This is a genomic window from Thermoplasma acidophilum DSM 1728, from assembly GCF_000195915.1.
GTDB lineage: Archaea > Thermoplasmatota > Thermoplasmata > Thermoplasmatales > Thermoplasmataceae > Thermoplasma > Thermoplasma acidophilum.
This window is the reverse complement of record NC_002578.1, coordinates 1,214,217-1,233,322: the sequence shown is the minus strand read 5'-3', so window position 1 is coordinate 1,233,322 and position 19,106 is coordinate 1,214,217. Positions and strand designations below refer to the sequence as shown.

Annotated in this window: 18 protein-coding genes; 7 read left to right on the top strand and 11 right to left on the bottom strand. The window is 46.3% G+C overall.

Annotation, left to right across the window (positions count from 1 at the left end; translation table 11 throughout):
* Positions 1–134 precede the first annotated feature (134 nt).
* Positions 135–1,583 carry an amino acid permease gene (locus tag TA_RS06000; RefSeq protein ID WP_010901568.1) on the top strand — a complete coding sequence of 483 codons (1,449 nt, stop codon included), beginning with the start codon at positions 135–137 and terminating at the stop codon, positions 1,581–1,583.
* On the opposite strand, the gene TA_RS05995 is transcribed toward TA_RS06000, so the two are convergent.
* From TA_RS05995 to rnz, 6 genes are all read right to left on the bottom strand, one after another.
* Complete coding sequence (locus TA_RS05995) at positions 1,580–1,765, bottom strand: DNA-directed RNA polymerase subunit K (RefSeq protein ID WP_010901567.1); 186 nt, start codon at positions 1,763–1,765, stop codon at positions 1,580–1,582. The genes TA_RS06000 and TA_RS05995 overlap by 4 nt on opposite strands.
* A 129-nt stretch (positions 1,766–1,894) precedes the next feature.
* A complete protein-coding gene (locus TA_RS05990) occupies positions 1,895–2,341 on the bottom strand; it encodes a UPF0179 family protein (RefSeq protein WP_010901566.1) in 447 nt (148 codons plus the stop codon).
* A 1-nt stretch (position 2,342) separates the two neighbouring features.
* Positions 2,343–3,401, bottom strand: coding sequence for an NAD(P)-dependent glycerol-1-phosphate dehydrogenase (locus TA_RS05985; RefSeq protein ID WP_010901565.1), 1,059 nt, complete (start codon positions 3,399–3,401; stop codon positions 2,343–2,345).
* A gap of 101 nt (positions 3,402–3,502) precedes the next feature.
* Entirely contained in the window at positions 3,503–4,381 is an 879-nt protein-coding gene (locus TA_RS05980; RefSeq protein WP_010901564.1) for a dihydrodipicolinate synthase family protein, read from the bottom strand.
* A 41-nt stretch (positions 4,382–4,422) separates the two neighbouring features.
* Entirely contained in the window at positions 4,423–5,403 is a 981-nt protein-coding gene (locus tag TA_RS05975; protein ID WP_010901563.1) for a hypothetical protein, read from the bottom strand.
* Positions 5,404–5,500: 97 nt separating this feature from the next.
* Positions 5,501–6,424 (bottom strand): ribonuclease Z, encoded by a 924-nt coding sequence (gene rnz / locus TA_RS05970; protein WP_048161986.1) that lies wholly within the window; start codon positions 6,422–6,424, stop codon positions 5,501–5,503.
* Between the two features lie 81 nt (positions 6,425–6,505).
* Here rnz and TA_RS05965 point away from each other — a divergent pair, with 81 nt between their 5' ends.
* Entirely contained in the window at positions 6,506–7,327 is an 822-nt protein-coding gene (locus TA_RS05965) for a fumarylacetoacetate hydrolase family protein (RefSeq protein ID WP_010901561.1), read from the top strand.
* Positions 7,328–7,372: 45 nt separating this feature from the next.
* On the opposite strand, the gene acs is transcribed toward TA_RS05965, so the two are convergent.
* Positions 7,373–9,454 carry an acetate--CoA ligase alpha subunit gene (gene acs, locus TA_RS05960; protein WP_048161983.1) on the bottom strand — a complete coding sequence of 694 codons (2,082 nt, stop codon included), beginning with the start codon at positions 9,452–9,454 and terminating at the stop codon, positions 7,373–7,375.
* Between the two features lie 306 nt (positions 9,455–9,760).
* Complete coding sequence (locus tag TA_RS05955) at positions 9,761–10,252, bottom strand: hypothetical protein (RefSeq protein ID WP_048161982.1); 492 nt, start codon at positions 10,250–10,252, stop codon at positions 9,761–9,763.
* A 256-nt stretch (positions 10,253–10,508) separates the two neighbouring features.
* Here TA_RS05955 and TA_RS05950 point away from each other — a divergent pair, with 256 nt between their 5' ends.
* On the top strand, positions 10,509–10,823 hold the full coding sequence (locus TA_RS05950; RefSeq protein WP_010901558.1) for a toprim domain-containing protein: 315 nt from the start codon (positions 10,509–10,511) through the stop codon (positions 10,821–10,823).
* Between the two features lie 238 nt (positions 10,824–11,061).
* Complete coding sequence (locus TA_RS05945) at positions 11,062–11,505, top strand: single stranded DNA-binding domain-containing protein (RefSeq protein WP_010901557.1); 444 nt, start codon at positions 11,062–11,064, stop codon at positions 11,503–11,505.
* 3 nt (positions 11,506–11,508) lie between these two features.
* Here the strand turns inward: TA_RS05945 and TA_RS05940 are convergent, their stop codons facing one another.
* Positions 11,509–13,275 (bottom strand): ATP-dependent DNA ligase, encoded by a 1,767-nt coding sequence (locus tag TA_RS05940; protein ID WP_010901556.1) that lies wholly within the window; start codon positions 13,273–13,275, stop codon positions 11,509–11,511.
* Between the two features lie 177 nt (positions 13,276–13,452).
* On the opposite strand from TA_RS05940, the gene cysS reads away from it, so the two are divergent.
* Positions 13,453–14,811, top strand: a complete 1,359-nt coding sequence (gene cysS / locus TA_RS05935; protein WP_010901555.1) for a cysteine--tRNA ligase — start codon at positions 13,453–13,455, stop codon at positions 14,809–14,811.
* Between the two features lie 505 nt (positions 14,812–15,316).
* Positions 15,317–16,495, top strand: a complete 1,179-nt coding sequence (locus tag TA_RS05930) for a nicotinate phosphoribosyltransferase (RefSeq protein WP_010901554.1) — start codon at positions 15,317–15,319, stop codon at positions 16,493–16,495.
* A 150-nt stretch (positions 16,496–16,645) separates the two neighbouring features.
* On the opposite strand, the gene TA_RS05925 is transcribed toward TA_RS05930, so the two are convergent.
* Both TA_RS05925 and TA_RS08015 read right to left on the bottom strand, forming a co-directional pair.
* Positions 16,646–16,831: a DUF1059 domain-containing protein gene (locus TA_RS05925; protein WP_010901553.1), complete on the bottom strand. Its 186-nt coding sequence runs from the start codon at positions 16,829–16,831 to the stop codon at positions 16,646–16,648.
* Between the two features lie 33 nt (positions 16,832–16,864).
* Positions 16,865–17,002, bottom strand: a complete 138-nt coding sequence (locus TA_RS08015) for a YHS domain-containing protein (protein WP_010901552.1) — start codon at positions 17,000–17,002, stop codon at positions 16,865–16,867.
* Positions 17,003–17,087: 85 nt separating this feature from the next.
* Between TA_RS08015 and TA_RS05920 the strand changes: the two genes are divergently transcribed.
* Positions 17,088–19,106 carry a heavy metal translocating P-type ATPase gene (locus TA_RS05920; RefSeq protein ID WP_010901551.1) on the top strand — a complete coding sequence of 673 codons (2,019 nt, stop codon included), beginning with the start codon at positions 17,088–17,090 and terminating at the stop codon, positions 19,104–19,106.

Genomic DNA, 19,106 nt, shown 5'->3' with positions numbered 1-19,106 from the left:
TTATTTTGTATTTTAATAGAAAAATCCAGTATCTAGTAATATTTCAGTTATCTTTATATAACATGTATACAATATAGAAGTGGGATGGCGATTAATCATATTTTTTCGTCCATCCGTTTATGAGAGGTTAAGAGATGGTACGTAGAAGAAGTGGGTTGAAAAGAAATTCCATTGGAATAATGCATGGGATCTTCCAGTCGATGGGGCAGGTAGCTCCTGCAGCTGATATTGCCATACTGCTCGTGGCCACGTTCTCGATCGCAGGTTCCAGAACAATACTTTCTGTGATCTTTGGGTGGCTCGTTTACGCCATATTCATGGTAACGCCGTACCAGTTCTCAAAGTACAAGTCCAATGCCGGCAGCTATTATGCATTTGCCGCCGGATCAACCGAGAGCGGTAAACTAGGGCCAGTGACAGCATTGAGTTTCATGTATTATGATATAACCGGTGCAGCATTTGGAATACTCGGCCTGTCGTCCTTCATATTCCTGATATCCCCGAGAATAACCGCAATTCCGTACATATGGATACTCTTTGCAGGGGCTTTTACGGCCTACATAACCATAGTGACGTACATAGGCATAAAGCCGTCGCTTGGCTACAATGCCGTAGCTGGCCTTGCCGAGGTGCTGTTCCTCGTCATAGGCGCGGTGATAATAATACTCGGGGTTGGCCCGCATAATTCCATAGTCCCATTCACGCTTCCAAGCAATCTTGGGGTTGGCTTTTCCGCCATAATGTTCGGAGCAGTGTTTTCCATACTGGATTTCACGGGTACTGGCATTGTCACAACCGTATCCGAGGAGATAAAGGACCCGAAGAGGAATATCGGAAGGTCCATACTCTACGCCATGATACTGACTGCAATAGCCATAATCCCGGCCACGTATGCCCTTACCGTTGGTTGGGGCGTAAGCAATATAGGCTCCTTTGCAAGCGCTCCTGATGCTGGCATAATTGTATTTGGAAAGTATCTTGGCCCCATCGGTGTTATTCTTCTGATAATATTCACCGTGAACAGCTACCTTACCAACGGTGTGTCCAAGGCCACGGCTGTGGGAAGATGGTGGTATTCCGCGGCCAGTGATAACGTGATATTCCCGAAGTCCATAGCCAGGATACATCCGAAGTACAGATCTCCATACATGGCGATAATAGTATGGAGCCTAACCTCATTTGTACTGGATGTTCTCATGGGGCTGTACTTTGGCCCAAAGATAGCGGCATTCATACTGGAAGCCGGCACCGGTATATCCATAATCATAGTGCATATAATGGCAAATACATCACTGACATACTACACCAGGCGTATTGAGAAATTCCAATTTTTGAAACACGCACTTGCGCCGGCTGTAGCCACGGTCATCGGCCTGATAGTTATATACTTCACGGTATCGAATATATGGACAAAATGGATAACAGATCCGGATCCCGTTAACGACGCGTATTTTGCCTCATTCATCATAACCATACTTTGGGTTGTGGTCGGGGGATTCATAGTGACGCTGTACTATTCCAGAAAGAAGCCGGAAGTCCTTAAAAGCGCGGGCGAATTCGATGTGGAAAACCTAAAAGTTTAATTTAAAATTTTTGAAGCTTTTTTGATGGTTATGGGTATGACGTTGTTCTCAAATTCCAGCATTGCTATGTCGACGGGATCTATGATATTTTTAGGGACATCAATTATGACTGGGGCACCCATGGCGATCTGAAGTGCCCGTGCTCCAATAATCCTAGCCTTCTCAAATTTTGTATACTTCATAGAAATCTGGTAAAAACTACATTAAAAACCCCTATAATAGCTTTACTATCATGAACCGGACATAATATCAGACGCATCGGGTGAAATTAAAGCGATCATTTCAAAAGAAAAACATAAAATTTCCGTCATTCATTTATACGTTATTGCCACCTGCTTCATCTTGTATCCCTTCGGGCACTTGATCTCCTTCCCTATTGATTTAACCATAACCTTTGAATCCGGCTTGAAGTAGTAAAGGTTGCATTTTTCAATGTTGGGACATGTGATGTAGTCGCAGTTCATGGATTTCAGGGTTATTATTGCGCCTTCCTGAATACGCTTGCTCTCTTGGACGTTTACGTAGTCCTCAAGCTCCTCAACCTCAACCGTATTGACCTTATCGCCGTTGAATATTATGCACGGGTTAACCTGCTCCCTGACCTTGGTCACCCTGTATCGATGCCCCTGTTCTAGATTGAAGCACACATTCTTCACCCTGCAGTCAGAGCAGGCGGCAAGAGGACCGGCGAAAACAAATTCAAGGCCTTCCTTGGCAATGTTGCTACCTATAAGGCTGATCTTTGGCAGAGTTATCACCTCATATTATTCCAGTAAGTTCCAGGGCTTTTACGGCCGCATCATAGGACATATCGCTCTCTCCGAGGATAGTATATCTTTCCGGTCTTATGGCGTGGGCGGTTCTCAGTGCATTAATTACGATCTCGTCCTCTATTCCGTAATCTCTTGATCTTATCGATATGCCAAGGTTGTCAAACGCCTCCTTTATCTGCTGCCAGTTCTCGTCGTGAAGGTACATTGAGATCACAGTTCCCATTGCGCACATCTCTCCATGCAGCATGTTCTCCACTCCAGCTGCCTCGAGGGCGTGGGCGAAGAGATGCTCGCTGCCGCTACCTGGCCTGGAGTTTCCTGCAATGGCCATGGCCGTTCCGGATGCCAGTATGTTCTTTGTGACCAGCCACACGGATGATTCTTCATATTTTTTGATCTCATTTATCTGTGACAGGACCTCCTGCGCCGAGTATTCGGACATCGCTGCAGCGCTGGAGCTGAACTCCTCACCCTTTAGCCTGTGTGCCAGTTTCCAGTCCTTAACGGCGCTGAGATTCGATATGACATCAGCTGCACCGGCAGCAAGGTACCTGTAAGGAGCCTTTATCATAATGGCAGTATCGGCTATGACGCCTATGGGCATTGCGCCCTCTTCAGAATATGAGATACCGTTCCTTCTGAGGGATGCCCTTGGAGAGGCTATGCCATCGTGGCTGGGTGCAGTAGGTACGCTCACGAACGGAAGCTTCCTGTCGAAAGCGAGTTTCTTTGCGAGATCTATCTTCGCTCCACCTCCAACGCCTATTACTATCCCCGCCTGAATGTCAAGCGATTCGTATTCTATTCTTTCAAGTGTGTCGTAATTGGCATTACCGGCTAAAAAGACGTGCACTTCATAACCATACGTTGATAACAGGTCGTGCACCTTCCTTCCAGCAAGTTCGTAAGTTAAATCTCCGGATACGATAATCGCATTTTTGTTTCTGCTGTTTTCCCCCACAACGTCTACGATGTGTTCAAGCACATCATGCCCTATGTACACATCCCTGGGGAAGTGCATCGTCCTGAACTTCTGGAATTCCATCGAAAGAACAAACTATCAGGGGATATAAATCTTTCACTGCAAAGTACAGGCATAAGTTTCATTACGAAAATAGTAAAATTAATAAGAAATACGTAAAATCTTTATTGCTTCTTCGGGATTTTGGTGAGTTCCTGATCGATCTTTTTCTTCTGATCGGTGGTAGGCTCAACCATTGGTGCCCTGTATCCGCCTTTTATGCCGTTCATCTTGTAGAAGGCATAATAATATCCTGCAGGGAAGGTTGCCTCGTTGATCGCGTACATCAGGGGATTGACCTCATCGATCTGTATTTTTCTTGCCTTTTCCAGGTTTCCGGCGCTGAACTCATGATACAGGTTCGTTATGTATGGTGATATGTTGGAGAGGCCGCAGACACCGCCGCTTGCTCCTATTGATAGTGAGAGAAACAGTAGATCGTCCTGCCCCTGAAATATATCGAATTTTTCGTTCTTGTGCCTTATTATTCTGCTGAAGAATCGCATATCGCCGGAGCTATCCTTTATGCCCTTGACGTTGGAGAACTCCCTGGTCAGTTTCTCAATCAGGCTTTCGCTTATCCAGGATCCAGACAGCTGCGGTATATTGTAAATGAAGAGATCATTCGACGCCGCGGATATTACCGTTGAAAAATGCCTGTACATCCAGTCTTCATCCGGCTTGATGTAGTATGTGGGCATGAGAACCCTTACCTTTATTCCTATATCCTCTGTATACTTCGAAAGTTCGACAGATTCCTGCGTTGAAGAGGATCCAACACCGGCGTATACCTCGATCTTCTTCGAATGATCCCTGACAAAACCCAGGAATTTTTTCTTTTCATCGGTACTGAACATTGGAAACAGTCCGGTAGATCCCATTGGGAACAATCCATCAACGCCAAAGTCTGCGAGATTATCTATCAAAATTTCAGTGGCCCTGTAATCTATTTCTCCATTTTGGCCCATGGGTGTTATCATGGGCGTTACGATACCCTTGTACATAAATGGAAATTGCCGGAAAGTAGTTAAAGGTTCCCGAATTTTCAGGAACCCATTTTCGTGGCGTTTTCCCCTTGATCTCTCTTTACTACATAATCAAGCTGTATGGCTTTTTTTAAGTTTATCCGGTATCCTATATATCCAAGTACGACCACCGATATGACTACCAGGAAGAAGGGCAGGCCGATGGCATGCAGGTTGTGTATCTTGATTCCAGTTATTATCTGGTAATCCCAGAGTGCTGGAAATACAAGCGTCGCTATTCCAGCTATCACAAAGGCGATGCCGCCGTATGAGAGCACGAAGTGGCTGATTCCTCTGGCAACGTAGGCGATGCCCTTAACTGTCAGATTCTTCTTGTTTGTGAGCCACAGGCCGAATGCGGTGCCTGCGAGAACCTGCATGGTCATCGTTCCTAGCCCGAACATGAGCCCGGGTACAAAGCCCAGGTATACCGGCATATTCGGTGCTATGACAAAGTAGATGATCAGTGCAAAGGCACCGAATCCAAAACCGGCTATCAGACCGTGAACGAAGGCAAGTCTCAGCGGTATCGGCCTGTACTCGCCATCCACCTTTGTCATTATCGGGTTCTCCATGTGTTCCAGCTCCAGCTTCTCCTTATCCTCATGGCCCCTGTGTATCCTGAAGACGCGATATAGCGATTCCTCTAGCACATGTATGTGTGGATATCTGAGCTTGTTCGCTATGTAGAACCCAGAGAGAGCCATGACCAGACCGACCACTATGTAAACTATGCTGTTAAAGTACGGGTAGAGCATGAAACCGGCAAGGGCCAGAGTCGCGATCTCTGACATGACCGCCCTTTCCAGCGTGAACCCGGATGAAAACAGAAGACCAGCCTTTGCACCGCCCTTCGTTGAATAACTACCAACTGCATAGGAGAATGTAATTGGCCATGTATGTTCATCCGGCGTTATGCCATGGACAAGGCCGAGAAGGTATGAAATGAGTATTGCAGCGTAAATTCCCTCATAGGTTGGGTTCCACAGGTTTATAATCATAATTTAGTATTATACTAAAATATTTAAATCTTATTAATATAGTTTTCATATGGTAGAAGTGTTAACAGCTTACTAAACATTAACGATACGGGGAATATCAATCAACGTCTCTTCTTACCTTTACTTCGTATTCCATCAGGTCCTTGCTTTCATATGTTTCCTGGAACTCTTTCCTCGCATCCTCCAGAAGAACGGAAGTATCTGTAATGCGGGGGCTGTAATGATAAAGATACAGTCTTCCGACTCTGGCCTGCCTGGCTATCCTTGCAGCCTGCCTCGAAGAGGAATGCCCGAATTCATTGACCATTGGTTCAAAGCTGGAATCGGTGGTTGTATCGTGTATCAGGACGTCGGCATTTCTTGCAAACTCTATCATGCGATCCATCGGCCTTGTATCACCAGTGTAAACTATTCTCCTGCCCTTTCGCACCCCTCCAGCTATATCATCAATTCTGTATTCGTTACCCTTATAGACATACGATCCATTTTCACGGATCTTTTCGATTATGCGCGATGGTATGTTTTTCTCTCTTGCCTTTTCCGGATCTATCCTCACCAGATCCCTCTCCTCTATGCTGTAGGAGAGTGCCGGTACAGGGTGGTCGTTTAGCATGGTCCTGATCAGAAATTTTCCAAGATCGTACGTCCTGTCCGGTTCCAGCTCGTAAATCTTTAGCGGAAAGTGAAGTGTATAATAACCAACGTTGAGCGCATTCGAGAGTATTTTTATTGCCCCATGGGGGCCAAAAATGTTCAGCTGCTTTGTCCTGTTGTTGAAGGACATGCTCTGAACCAGGCCCAGCAGACCGAGGAAATGATCCCCGTGGAAGTGCGTTATGAATATGTTGTCTATATCCATGAATGATGTCGAACTCTTCATTATCTGCTTCTGGGTGCCCTCCCCGCAGTCAAACAGATTCAGAACATCGTCTATCTTGACGCCCACACCTGGCATAGCACGGAGCGGAGTGGGCCAGCTGCCACCCGTACCATAGAAGATGATCCTTATATTCGAAGCCATCAATCACCCATTTCAGAATTCTACTATTATTTTTCCATTCCAGAATCGATAAGAAATTATCCAGAGTGTGCATGCAGATGTATGAAGATAGGTAGATGCATGGTGGATGGCAGGGAACGCCTGTTCACTGTTTCAGGAAATGAGGTCAGGTTGATAGAGGGCGATTTCAGCATAAACGAATTCATAGCGTCTCAGCACGATAGCGTATCTTCCAGACGCTATGAAGGAGAATTGAACTATCTGCCGGCTGTGAATCCGGGCAAGATATTCCTGCCCGCGGTAAATTTCCGATCGCATTCGCAGGAATCGGATACGAAGTTTCCGCCAAAGCCATATTTCTTCACGAAGTTTTCAAACGCGCTTGTGGGCCATAATGGCACAGCTCACAGACCAAGAGAGATAGAAAAACTGGACTATGAAGGGGAAATAGGGATAGTCATCGGTAAGAGAGGTAAGAGGATCGGTGTTGAAGAAGCCCAGAATTACATATTTGGGTTCACCATAGTCGACGATGTCAGCGCACGTGATTATCAGTTTCCGGAGATGCACCCCTATGGTTACAACTGGGTGCAGGGAAAGGCGTTCGATGAAGCCCTCCCGGTGGGTCCCTACATAGTCACAAGGGATGAGATCAGGTTTCCATTGAAGATCGAGACCAGGGTCAACGGTGAACTTCGCCAGTCAGGAACAACCGAAGATATGGTATTCAGCGTGGAACAGTTGATATCCACTGTGTCTCAGACAATAACGCTGGAACCTGGCGATCTCATAACAACAGGTACGCCGGCAGGAGTTGCTGCATTCACCGAAGCGAAATACCTTTCAGATGGTGATACTGTATCCATAAGTGTCAGCGGCATAGGGGAACTTGTCCACAGGATAGAGGATGAAAAAATCCGCTGAATGCAAGTGAAAGCGATCAGCAGAATTTGCTGATCGTTTTTGCCTTCAGAGCATAATCCTGGCATCCACAACTATTGCGCCGTCCTCACTCACTATCATCGGGTTGGCATCTATGCCCTTTATCTCAGGGTGATCGTATGCAAGCCATGAGAACCTGATTATCTGATCCACCACTGCATCTACATTGAGCGGGCCCCTGCCCCTGAACTTCTGCATCATCTTCCCGGCCACGGTATCCCTGATCATGTCGTAGGCTTCCTTTTCGCACACAGGCGCAACCCTGAATGACACATCTTCAAGTACTTCAACGGCCGTGCCACCCAGTCCGAACATAACAGTCGGACCGAATGTTGGATCATTTACCGTACCTATTATGGTCTCAAGATCACCCCTGAACATCTCCTCCACAACCACACCATCGATCCTGGCCTGCGGTGCATTGGCCTTTACGTTTGATATTATCGTATCGTATGCCTTCAGCGCTTCGTCCTGATCCTTGACGTTAACTATAACTCCACCAACATCCGTCTTGTGCACTATGTCAGGGCTCTGAATCTTCAAAACCACTGGATACTTGAAATCCTTCAGAAGCGATTTCAATTCATCTCTGCTTTTTGCGAGTTCTGTCTTATTGACCTTTATCCCATAGGCTTCGAAGATCTCCTTGGATTCGAGTTCGTTCAGGCTTTTAACGCCGGCCTGTGCGTATTTCTTTAGCTTGTCACCGACACCGTCACGCTTCAGGTCCTTGGGTCTTGCCGGGCCAAGGCATATGAGGTCGTTCATCCTCTTGTGGTTGCGCAGTGCAGCCATGGCCTTTACAGCCTTGTCAGGTGAGTCGAAGGTCGGTATGCCGTTCTTTATCAGGTACAGCGACGCGTTCTTGGAATGTTCTCCACCGACAAAACCAGCCACCACCGGTATCTTCCTGTTGGAAGACAGCACTCCATTAATGATGCCCTTCGCGGCATCAGATGGATCAAGATTGGCAACCTCGCAGTAGAGAACGACAAGGCCGTCAACACTATCATCTTCCATTACAGTTTTTATGGTATCTGCGTAGATTTCGGGTGTGGCCATTGCGCTCATATCTATGGGGTTCTTCGTGCTGCCGAACGATGGTATGACCTGCCGTATCTTTGCCTGGAGGTCGTCAGATGGCGTCTGCAGAGGTATGCCTGAGAGTTCGGCCTGGTCCGTGGCCAGAACGCCTATACCGCCGCCATTTGTAACCACCATCAGGTTGTCCCCTCCCATGGGCGGCTGAAGAGAAAGCGTGAGGGATAGATCGAACAATTCTTCAATGGAGTTTGCGCGTACGACACCGGCCTGCTTCAGCGCGCCATCGTATACTCTGTGCGAACCTGCAAGCGATCCGGTGTGTGACGCCGCCGCTACAGAACCGTGCTTCGATATGCCCGACTTCAGCATTACAATTGGCTTCTTTATGGATCTTGCAGTATCGATGAATCTACGTCCAGCCTTGAGGCCTTCTGTGTAAAGCGATATGCAGGAAACGTTGTTGTCCTCTGCCAAAAACGATACTAGGTCTGAAAAGTCCAGATCCGCCATGTTTCCAATACTTATGAGGAAACTCGTGCCGGTTTTGTTGCTCCACGTCATCGCATCAAGGCCGACTATAAGCGCGCCGCTCTGGGAAACCATACCTATTGTTCCTGGATATGGAAGATATGGAGCAAATGATGCATTCAGTTTCAAAACATTGTTCATCAGGCCAACCACATTTGGACCCAGCAAGCGCATGTTATACTTCCTGCATACCTCAACCAGCTGATCCTCCAGATCTTTCCTTCCAACCTCTGAGAAGCCTGATGCGACAACTATTATCCCGAATACTCCCTTTTTTCCGCATTCTTCAGCTGCCTCAGGTGTGTGCTCAGCCGGTACTGATATTATTGCCAGATCAACTTTATCCGGTACGTCTCCGATACTTGGATACACAGTATAACCCAGGATATTCCCGCCTTTCCGGTTGACCGGATACACCTTCCCCTGATATCCTCCCTCCTTTAGATTCCTCACGATCTGATATCCTATCTTCGTCTTATCTGCAGAAGCACCGATTACGGCCACCGATTCTGGATAGAACAAACTTTTTAGATCCATACATGATAATCGCAACTTCTGGAAAAATGTTTTTATCTTTAATATTTAAATTTATCATATTAATTGATATTTATTAGAAAACAAATATTAAACCTTGACTTTATCTGATAAAGTCCAATATAGCAGATTTGAATTTAAATACGAAAATATGTATTTAAATGGAGATATTTTCATTGATAGATATTAGTTGTCAGTGTTAAAGCTGAAATGTTCTATTCCTTATGGCTTCAATGAATTCCTGATTCAATCCAGCCTTTGAAAGATAGTACCAGCCTGGAATTATGGATCTGTTTATAGCGTCCATTATTATTTCATAGATTGGTACGTATTTCGATATATTCTGATACCTTGTGCTGAACACCCATGGGGGATGTCAAAATAGTTCTTTATCTTTCCCGGAACTGCCTCGCGGAGTGTTTCATTCAATATCGATGCAACTTTTTCATTGTAGTACCATTTGTTGACCACGGGTCTTTCATAGTACTGGGGCGGTGAATATATCTTCCACTGCAATCCGAACATCGAGATCTCGCCCCCGTATATGGCATTGCCACCGAAATCATCGATCATTGTAAGCGGCGCCGTTTCCTCCATACCTGTCTCCACGTTTATTATCTTGACATCGATCTTTCTATAGGAACCCATGTACTTTATCACTATCCTGTCCAGGGATTCTGCCTCTGATTCGCTGATATCCCTGTCATTCTGATATTCGTCCATTATATACGGGTATTCACTTGCAGGGCTGTTAAGTATCAACTTCAGGTAATAATCATACCTGTCTATGGACGTCTTCAAACACCTCCTAGACAAGCACGTGCATACGCCCCTCGCGCACCTCTATTCTGACTTCAGACAGCTCAAAAATGCATGTATTCATATACTGCATACTCACCTTACTGAATATAACGAATATTCATATATAAATGTTAATGATTAGCAATGATCACAATCTTTAAATAAGAACGGGAGATGGTCAGTCACGTCTGCCAGAAACAGATTTCTCGAGCTCATAGAGAAATATCGCCTCAAGAATATTGATACACCCATAGTTGTGGAGGGTCGCAATGATCTCCGGTCTCTCAGAAGGCTGAAGTTCGGTGGCGAGATAATTATACTTAATCGAGGCATATCACTGATCGAGTTCTCAGATACACTGGCAAGGAAATACCGGAGAGTAATTCTTCTGACCGACTTCGATGCAAAGGGATGTGATCTTGAAAAAAGGATGAATCAATATCTGACAGGGATAGGCGTGGATATTGATCTATATCTATGGAATTTCCTGAGGAAGAACGTTCCAGTGAAGACCGTTGAGGAGTTACCTTCGGAATACGAACGGCAGTATGAGAAGGAACTGCAGGCCTGAGTTCCTGAAAATTGAGACCCAAAAGCGTTACGGCTAAAAGATTACAATCCACGGATGTTTCTGGTTCGTGAACATCAAAGCATCTTTGCATTGAGCGCAAGCAAATACCGCATGAGGGCGGGAGGCCTGGAGATCTGGCTTCTATGCTCGAATATACCCGATCAGAACTTTTAAATAGCGATATGAAATAAGTGGATGGTCTTTCTAGAGACGTTCTAGAGACAGGATAGTAAGTAGTATGGAAGATATAACGAAGATAAAGGATCTAACACCCTCCTCAAGGAGAGTGAATGTTGTTGGAAAAGTTTTGTCTGTTGGAGAACCAAAAACAATACAAACGAAGTTTGGAGACCAGAGATCTGTAACAGAAGTAACCATCGGAGACGATACGGGAAAGGTTATACTGTCCCTTTGGGGTGACCAGGCAAGCCAGGCGAGAGCCGGTGAGACGCTGGCAATCGGAAATGGATACGTTTCCCTTGTTAGGGGTCACATAAGGCTCAACGTGGGCAAATACGGTTCATTGAGTGTTTCTGATGAAGAAGTGACTGAGGTAAACGAGGATTTTGACGCAAGCGAAAAGGAATACGAAAACAATTTCCACCGCTCCGGACCGCGCAGGGACAACTTCAGGCGTGGCGGATACGGCGGCAGGTCAAACAGAGACGAAGAAGAAGAGTGATTTTTAACTCTTCTCCTCCGTTATAGTCTTTTTTTGTTCCTTGTACATTTCGAGTATTTCTCTAGATGTTGTTGAATCTTCAGGTTTCTTGTCCTCGCGCCATTTTCCTGTGAACCTTGGAAACCTCACTGAAAGTCCAGAGTCCTTTTCTATTTCCCCGTAGGCACAGGTGTGTATGGGGCTTACGGTGATTTCTGCCCCTATTACCTCCATGACAACAGCAGGATAGAACCACACGTCTGGTTCCAGGTTGCTTATAACCCGTGCAGGCTTTTCTTTAGATACATACTGCTCAAACTTCTTCGGAAGCGAAAACAGAACGTCGTCGGAGAATCCTGATCCCAGCTTGCAGACCGTTTCAAAAGTATCGTTCTTGTCGTTGTAAGTGGCAAGAAGCAGAGCTCCATAGGTTCCCTTCCTCCTTCCATGGCCGTAAAAGGCGCCCACGACGGTTAGATCGAGAGTATCCCAGAGCTGTGCCTGATAATCCCTCTTCAGCTTTATCCAGAGCCACCCACGGGCTCCGGCCTTGTAGAACGAATCAGGAGATGTACTCTTTGCCACCAGCCCCTCACATCCATCCTCGATCGCGCTGTTGAAGAACCGGTGAACCTCAGCAGGATCTCCGGATTCTATCCTCTTCGCAAGCCTGAAGCTATCGCTCTCCGTAAATATTGATTCCAGTATCTTTCTCCTCTCGGTATATGGAGTTTTGGATAGATCCCTTCCATTCAGATACACTATGTCGAAGAGGAAGACCGTTATGGGTATCTCTGATGATACCTTATCGAGATCATACTTCCTCCCCCTCCTATGGGATATCACCTGGAATGGATAGAGTTCCCCAGTATCCGGATCATATGGCACAGCCTCTCCGTCGAGTATTGCCGAATCGACCTTGAAGGTCTCGGATGCAGCCTTCGTTATATCTGGAAACTGGTTCGTGGTTTCTTCGTTTCCTCTTGAGAAAAGCCTCACCTTTCCCCTTTCGATATGGGTCTCCGTCCTCATCCCATCGTACTTGTATTCAAATGCACACCTTCCGCCCATCTTTTCCAGGATTTCTTCTACGGATCTAAGGCGTTCCGCAAGCATGACCTTAAAGGGAATCATCGGTGTTGGGCCCAGTTTTAGTATGGCATCAATATTGCCCTTGCGGAGCTCTGAGGCGATATAACCGAGATCTGGATGAAAGTTGAAGGCATTTTCAATGTCCTCTGAATATTTTTCATCTGCAAAGGCCTTCACAATAGCGTCCAGTATCGTCGCATCTGATATTCCGATCCTGAGCTTTCCGGTGATTATTCTAGTTATGTACATGATCTCCTTGGGCGTGCTGTTGAGAAATAGATCCATGTATGCATCCACCCTGGCCTTTGTGCTTCCTGATCCTGTAGTTCGTGCCATCTTCATGAGCGTATCATGAATGTATTTCACCGTCATCTCTTCCTGCACGAGTGACCTAAGGCTCCTCTTCTCCGCAATCTCCTTCGCGATTGTTCCTATATCGCCTGCTTTTGCGTATTCCTTCGCTATTTCATCCTCACTTATATTTGAGGCAACTGACAGGGCCTTTATAATGAGCTTATCTGACATCTGCGTCTCGATGCCCAGGTAGTCCGGGCCAAGCTTCCCCTCCAGCAGATAAATAAGAAGGGGAAGATCGTCATCTGCCTCCTTTAGCAGGTTAACAAGAAGATCGGTCAATTCCAGCCGCTTAGTGGTGCTTTCCATCTTTTCAAAGGCATCTGCAACTACGGAAAATAACATACATCATGATATGCTCGTGTGAATATATAAGCTATATGCATCAGCAAAGCAATCCGTCTTTTTGTGTTGCCGGATCTTCACCAATGGTTAAATGTGATTCAAACGGTATCGGATTATCCATGCCAATGGAGGATCAATGCATATATATTAACAGGACAGATTATGGAACGATCTTGAATGCGGTTCTACAATACCCTTACCCGTGATGTGGATGAGTTTAAGGAGATGAACAGCGGGCGCATTAACATGTTCGTATGCGGCCCAACCGTGCAGGATCATTTTCATATCGGGCACGCAAGGACTTACATATTCTTCGACGCTGTTGCCAAGCTTCTCAGGAATCTGGGTTATTCCGTCTTTTATCTGCAGAATATAACTGATATAGATGACAAGATAATCAACAAAGCCAGGGAAATGAACATTCAGCCACAGGATGTAGCGGACATGTATCTGAGAGAATTTCTTGAGGACATGTCTGCGCTGAAGGTGACGTCGGTGAATTATTTCGCCAAATCCACACTTTACATAAATGAGATAATCTCCCAGATAAGCAGATTGATTGAAAAGGGATATGCCTATGAGACAAGCGACGGCGTTTATTTCGAGGTGAGCAAGTTTGCGGATTATGGCCAGCTATCAAACCAGAGCCTTGATCAGATAATACACGGATACAGGGTGGCAGTGAACGAAAATAAGAGGAATCCTGAAGACTTTGTTCTCTGGAAAAAGAGAAAGCCAGGAGAACCTTACTGGGATTCGCCATGGGGGCCGGGAAGGCCTGGCTGGCATATAGAAGATACGGCTATAACAGAGACATATTTCGGGCCAGAATACGACATACATGGCGGAGGATCGGATCTGATCTTCCCGCATCACGAGGCAGAGATAGCACAGATGAGGGCCATAAGTGGTAGAAAATACCTATCGCATTACTGGATACACACAGGTATGATCAACGTGAACAATGAGAAGATGTCAAAATCGCTGAAGAATTTCGTGACAATAAGGGAGGTGCTGAAGGAATACAGGCCAGAGGATCTCCGGTACGCTCTTTTGAATGCGAATTACAGGACGCAGCTGGATTTCTCAAAGGGGCTGCTAGAGGAATCCAGAAAGCAGGTGGAATACCTAAATAGCACGTTCAGGAAGCTTGTTAATGCTTCAGGTAATTCGGATCTTTCTGCAGATCCATCTGCCGTTATCAAAAGAATGGTGGACGAAGCAACAAACGACTTCGATTTCAGGTCGGTATTCAGAGACCTTATCGATTTTGCAGGGGATCTCAACAAGAACATAGAAAGCATATCTCGGCCAGCCGCGCAGAAAGCGATTGATGTTTTCAGATGGGTTGACAGCTTCGCCGGTATACTGTTGCCGGAAACTGCCCGCCTCTCCGGCATAATAGATGATCTATTGGATCTGAGAAAGAATCTCAGGACAGAGAGGAAATTCCAGGAAGCTGATCGAATAAGAGACCTACTGCTGAAGAACGGTATTCATGTTGAGGATAGGGGTGATGAAACTATCTGGTGGTGAACGCAGGCCAGGCATATGTGGCATCAGAGGATCTAATGGAATATTAATATTTTAATGAAAATAAAGCGTCGATCCGGAAAAACATAATGTCATCGATCGTATGAAAGTCATGGAAGACACGAATAATTTAGGGTAAGCATTAAAACTCCGATCTTCAGGGAAGTAAATGGATTTCCTTCAACAGAAAAGTCTATGATTACAATTCCGCTGTCGATAACAATGCTTACAGCGGCCATGGTGAAGCTATGCGCGGACAGTAGGCAAAAAGTGAATCCGTGAAGTCCGGCGCTTGAGCAGAGGTGTAGATCGCTAAATTCATCGTGATGCGATATCAGAAGCAGGCACGGTGATACATCAGCTCTAAAGGTATCCTCGATCATGGCAAGCCGTATCTGACGGCAATATGGTGGTTGACGGTGTTCATCAATACCTTGAACGTACAATAAATAGGATGATATAATTTAGGATGGGATGATAATCACAGCATCTGGATGAGGTTGGGATAATGAATGTGTTCAACACAGCAAGTGATGAAGATATAAAAAAGGGGCTGGCTTCGGATGTCTATTTTGAGAGGACAATATCGGCTATAGGCGATAAATGCAATGATCTGAGGGTCGCCATGGAGGCCACCGTTTCCGGGCCATTGGATACATGGATAAATTTCACCGGTCTGGACGAGGTCCTGAAGCTTCTGGAAGGGCTTGATGTGGATCTGTACGCAATCCCGGAGGGCACAATTCTATTCCCCAGAGATGCAAACGGGCTGCCGGTTCCCTTCATCAGGGTAGAAGGAAGGTACTGCGACTTCGGTATGTACGAGACGGCCATACTCGGATTCATATGCCAGGCTTCTGGAATATCCACAAAGGCTTCCAAGGTGAGGCTGGCTGCAGGAGATTCGCCGTTCTTCTCCTTCGGAATAAGGAGAATGCATCCGGCCATATCGCCGATGATCGATCGATCCGCATATATCGGGGGAGCAGACGGTGTTTCCGGCATCCTTGGTGCAAAGCTGATAGATCAGGATCCGGTCGGTACCATGCCGCACGCGCTATCCATAATGCTTGGCGATGAGGAAGCGTGGAAGCTCACCCTTGAAAACACAAAGAATGGACAGAAATCGGTACTTCTTATCGATACGTACATGGACGAAAAGTTCGCAGCCATAAAGATCGCTGAAATGTTCGATAAGGTTGATTATATAAGATTGGACACGCCCTCATCCAGAAGGGGAAACTTCGAAGCACTCATAAGAGAGGTCAGGTGGGAACTGGCCCTGCGTGGAAGGAGCGACATAAAGATTATGGTCTCTGGCGGTCTCGATGAGAATACCGTCAAGAAGCTAAGAGAAGCCGGAGCAGAAGCCTTTGGAGTCGGTACTTCCATATCATCGGCAAAGCCTTTCGACTTCGCCATGGACATAGTTGAGGTGAATGGAAAGCCCGAGACGAAGCGCGGGAAGATGTCGGGCAGGAAGAACGTCCTGAGGTGCACATCCTGCCACAGGATTGAGGTCGTGCCTGCCAACGTTCAGGAAAAGACATGCATCTGCGGCGGTAGTATGCAGAATCTGCTCGTGAAGTATCTATCTCATGGTAAGAGAACATCCGAGTACCCAAGGCCAAAGGAGATAAGATCCAGGTCCATGAAGGAGCTGGAATATTTCAAAGATATTTCATAACATTAACTAAAAAATGATCCTGCATCCAAACTGCGAGCCTTCGGCCCGCGGATCATTGCGATCGGGCTAACCGCATCACAGTCAGAAATCGGATGCACGGTATGCTATAATACAAAAAGTTGGCATGTTCTGTACTTCTCAAAAATTCCCTCAGAACATCTTTTTCTTTATTGCAGCCGTTACTTTATTCTTAAGATCTTCATTGATCTCCGTTATATTGTGGGCATTCTTGGCGTGTTCTACGATCTTGGGCATTAATTCGTCGATGCTCTTTGCAGAGGCCTCAAAGCCACAGTTCATTCCAATATCCGCACATTTGAAAACATATTTTGCCATAAAATTATAATCCGTATATGTTAATAAACTTTCTCATCTTGTATACTTTATCGGATTTCTGTCAAATTCCACCTTGCAGTGCTCACTGCAGAAATAATATTCCTTGCCGTTGTACGTCGATTTGAATTTCGCGTTCTTATCAACCTTCATTCCACAGACCGGATCTATCATAGATGATCATGCAAGACGCACGTTTAAAAATATCCTTTGCAAAATGCACAGAATAGCCTTAACTTTACCGGCATGATTCGTGGACATGGCAACCGATCCAGTGTGCGGCATGTATGTCCCGGAGACCTCAGATCTTTACGTTGACAGGGACGGCACAAGGTATTACTTCTGCTCCAAGGGATGCATGGACAAATTCCTAGAACCTGAAAAGGAGGGTAAAAACCTGGCCAGGAAACTTGTGATTGCATGGACGTTTTCACTCCCAGTACTCGTACTAACATACATCTATACTGGTGCCCTTCGTGATATTATACTTCTTGTTTTGTCGTTGCCTGTAGTTTTTTATTCCGGTACACAGTTCTATCCGGGGGCAATAAGCGCAATACGTACAAGGAGCGGCAACATGGATCTGCTGGTGTCTCTTGGAATTCTCACAGCGTTTTTCTTCTCTGTGTTTGTCTCGTTCTTTCCGCATGCAATTCCACATTCGATGGTATATTTTGATTCGTCGGACTTCATCGTTTCGCTGATACTCACCGGGTCATACGTTGAGAGCTTGGTCAAGGCCAAAGCCAGCGATGCAGGCAACAGGCTGCTTTCCCTCATTCCGGAAACAGTGCACCTTGTTTCTGACGGCGGCATCGTGGATATAGAATCATCGAAGATTTCCCCGGAGAATCTCGTGGAAGTGCGCCCGGGTGAAACGGTGCCGGTCGACGGTATCGTGGAACGCGGGTCAGCGGATGTTGACAGTTCGATGATAACGGGCGAATCTCTTCCTATCACAGTTAACCCCGGCAGTAAAGTATCATCCGGTATGAAGGATCTCAACGGCACCATAGTCGTGAGGGTACAGGCCGTTGGTCCAAATTCCACTGTCGGCAAGATATACTCCTTCATAAAGATGGCCTCATCCGGCAGAACCAAGATTCAGAGGATAGCAGACGTTTTCTCATCATACTTCGTTCCGGTGGTGCTTGCTGCTGCTACCGCCTCGTTCCTGTTCTGGTTCTTCTATCTGAGATCTATAGGGGATCCTTACTTCATAGAGACTGCAATACTTTCGTTTGTTTCCGTAATAGTAATAGCATGCCCATGTGCGATAGGGCTTGCCGGTCCAATAACTTTGCTCATAGCCTCCGAGGGGTCATTCGAGGCAGGTATACTTGTCAAGAATGCTGGCGCTATGGACAGGGTCACCAAGGTGAACAGGGTCGTATTCGATAAGACAGGAACGCTCACCCTGCCCGAGATGTACGTCCTAAACTATTCCGGAGATACCGAAGCCCTGATGATGGCTGCCGCGATCGAATCGCATTCAAACCATCCTGTTGCGCGTGCCATAGTGCAATATGCTGGAAACATCTCTCATAAAGACGCTGATCAGGTAAAGGAGATGCCAGGATCAGGCATCGAAGGAATGTGCTGTGGCCATAAGATATCGGTGATATCCGGAGAAAACGGAGATCTCAGGATCACGGTAGATGGTACCGTACGCGGTGTTCTCAAAATTGGCAGCAAAATACGCCCTGAGGCTGAGGAAACGATTGCAGAAATGAAAGAGAAGGGCATGAAGATATCCGTGCTTACAGGAGACAGGAGCAGGGATTCCGCATCTGCTGTTGAATCGATCGGTGTTGACGAGGTGCTGACCGGGCTCAGTCCGGAAGACAAGGCAGCCATAATACGGAAATACCAGGAGGCCGGGGATTATGTGATGTTTGTGGGCGATGGCATAAACGATGTAATGGCTATAGATCAGGCAGACGTGGGCGTGGCAATGGGATCAGGATCTGACATAACGAGGAGCCAGGGTGACTTTGTTCTCCTGAGAAATGACCTCAGGGCAATATTGTCCATATTCGACATCTCCTCTAAAACCATATCCAAGGTCAAGCAGAACATAATCTGGGCGATTTCCTACAACTCTGCACTGATACCGGTGGCCGCTGGTGTTCTTGTTCCGATCTTTGGTGCAGGAATATACTCTTTCTTACCGATGCTTGCCGCGTTTGCGATGGGTATGAGCTCCAGCACCGTTGTTCTTAATTCAATCAGGCTGAGAGGAAAAATCGGAAGAAATGTTAATTATGCGTGGACCTGA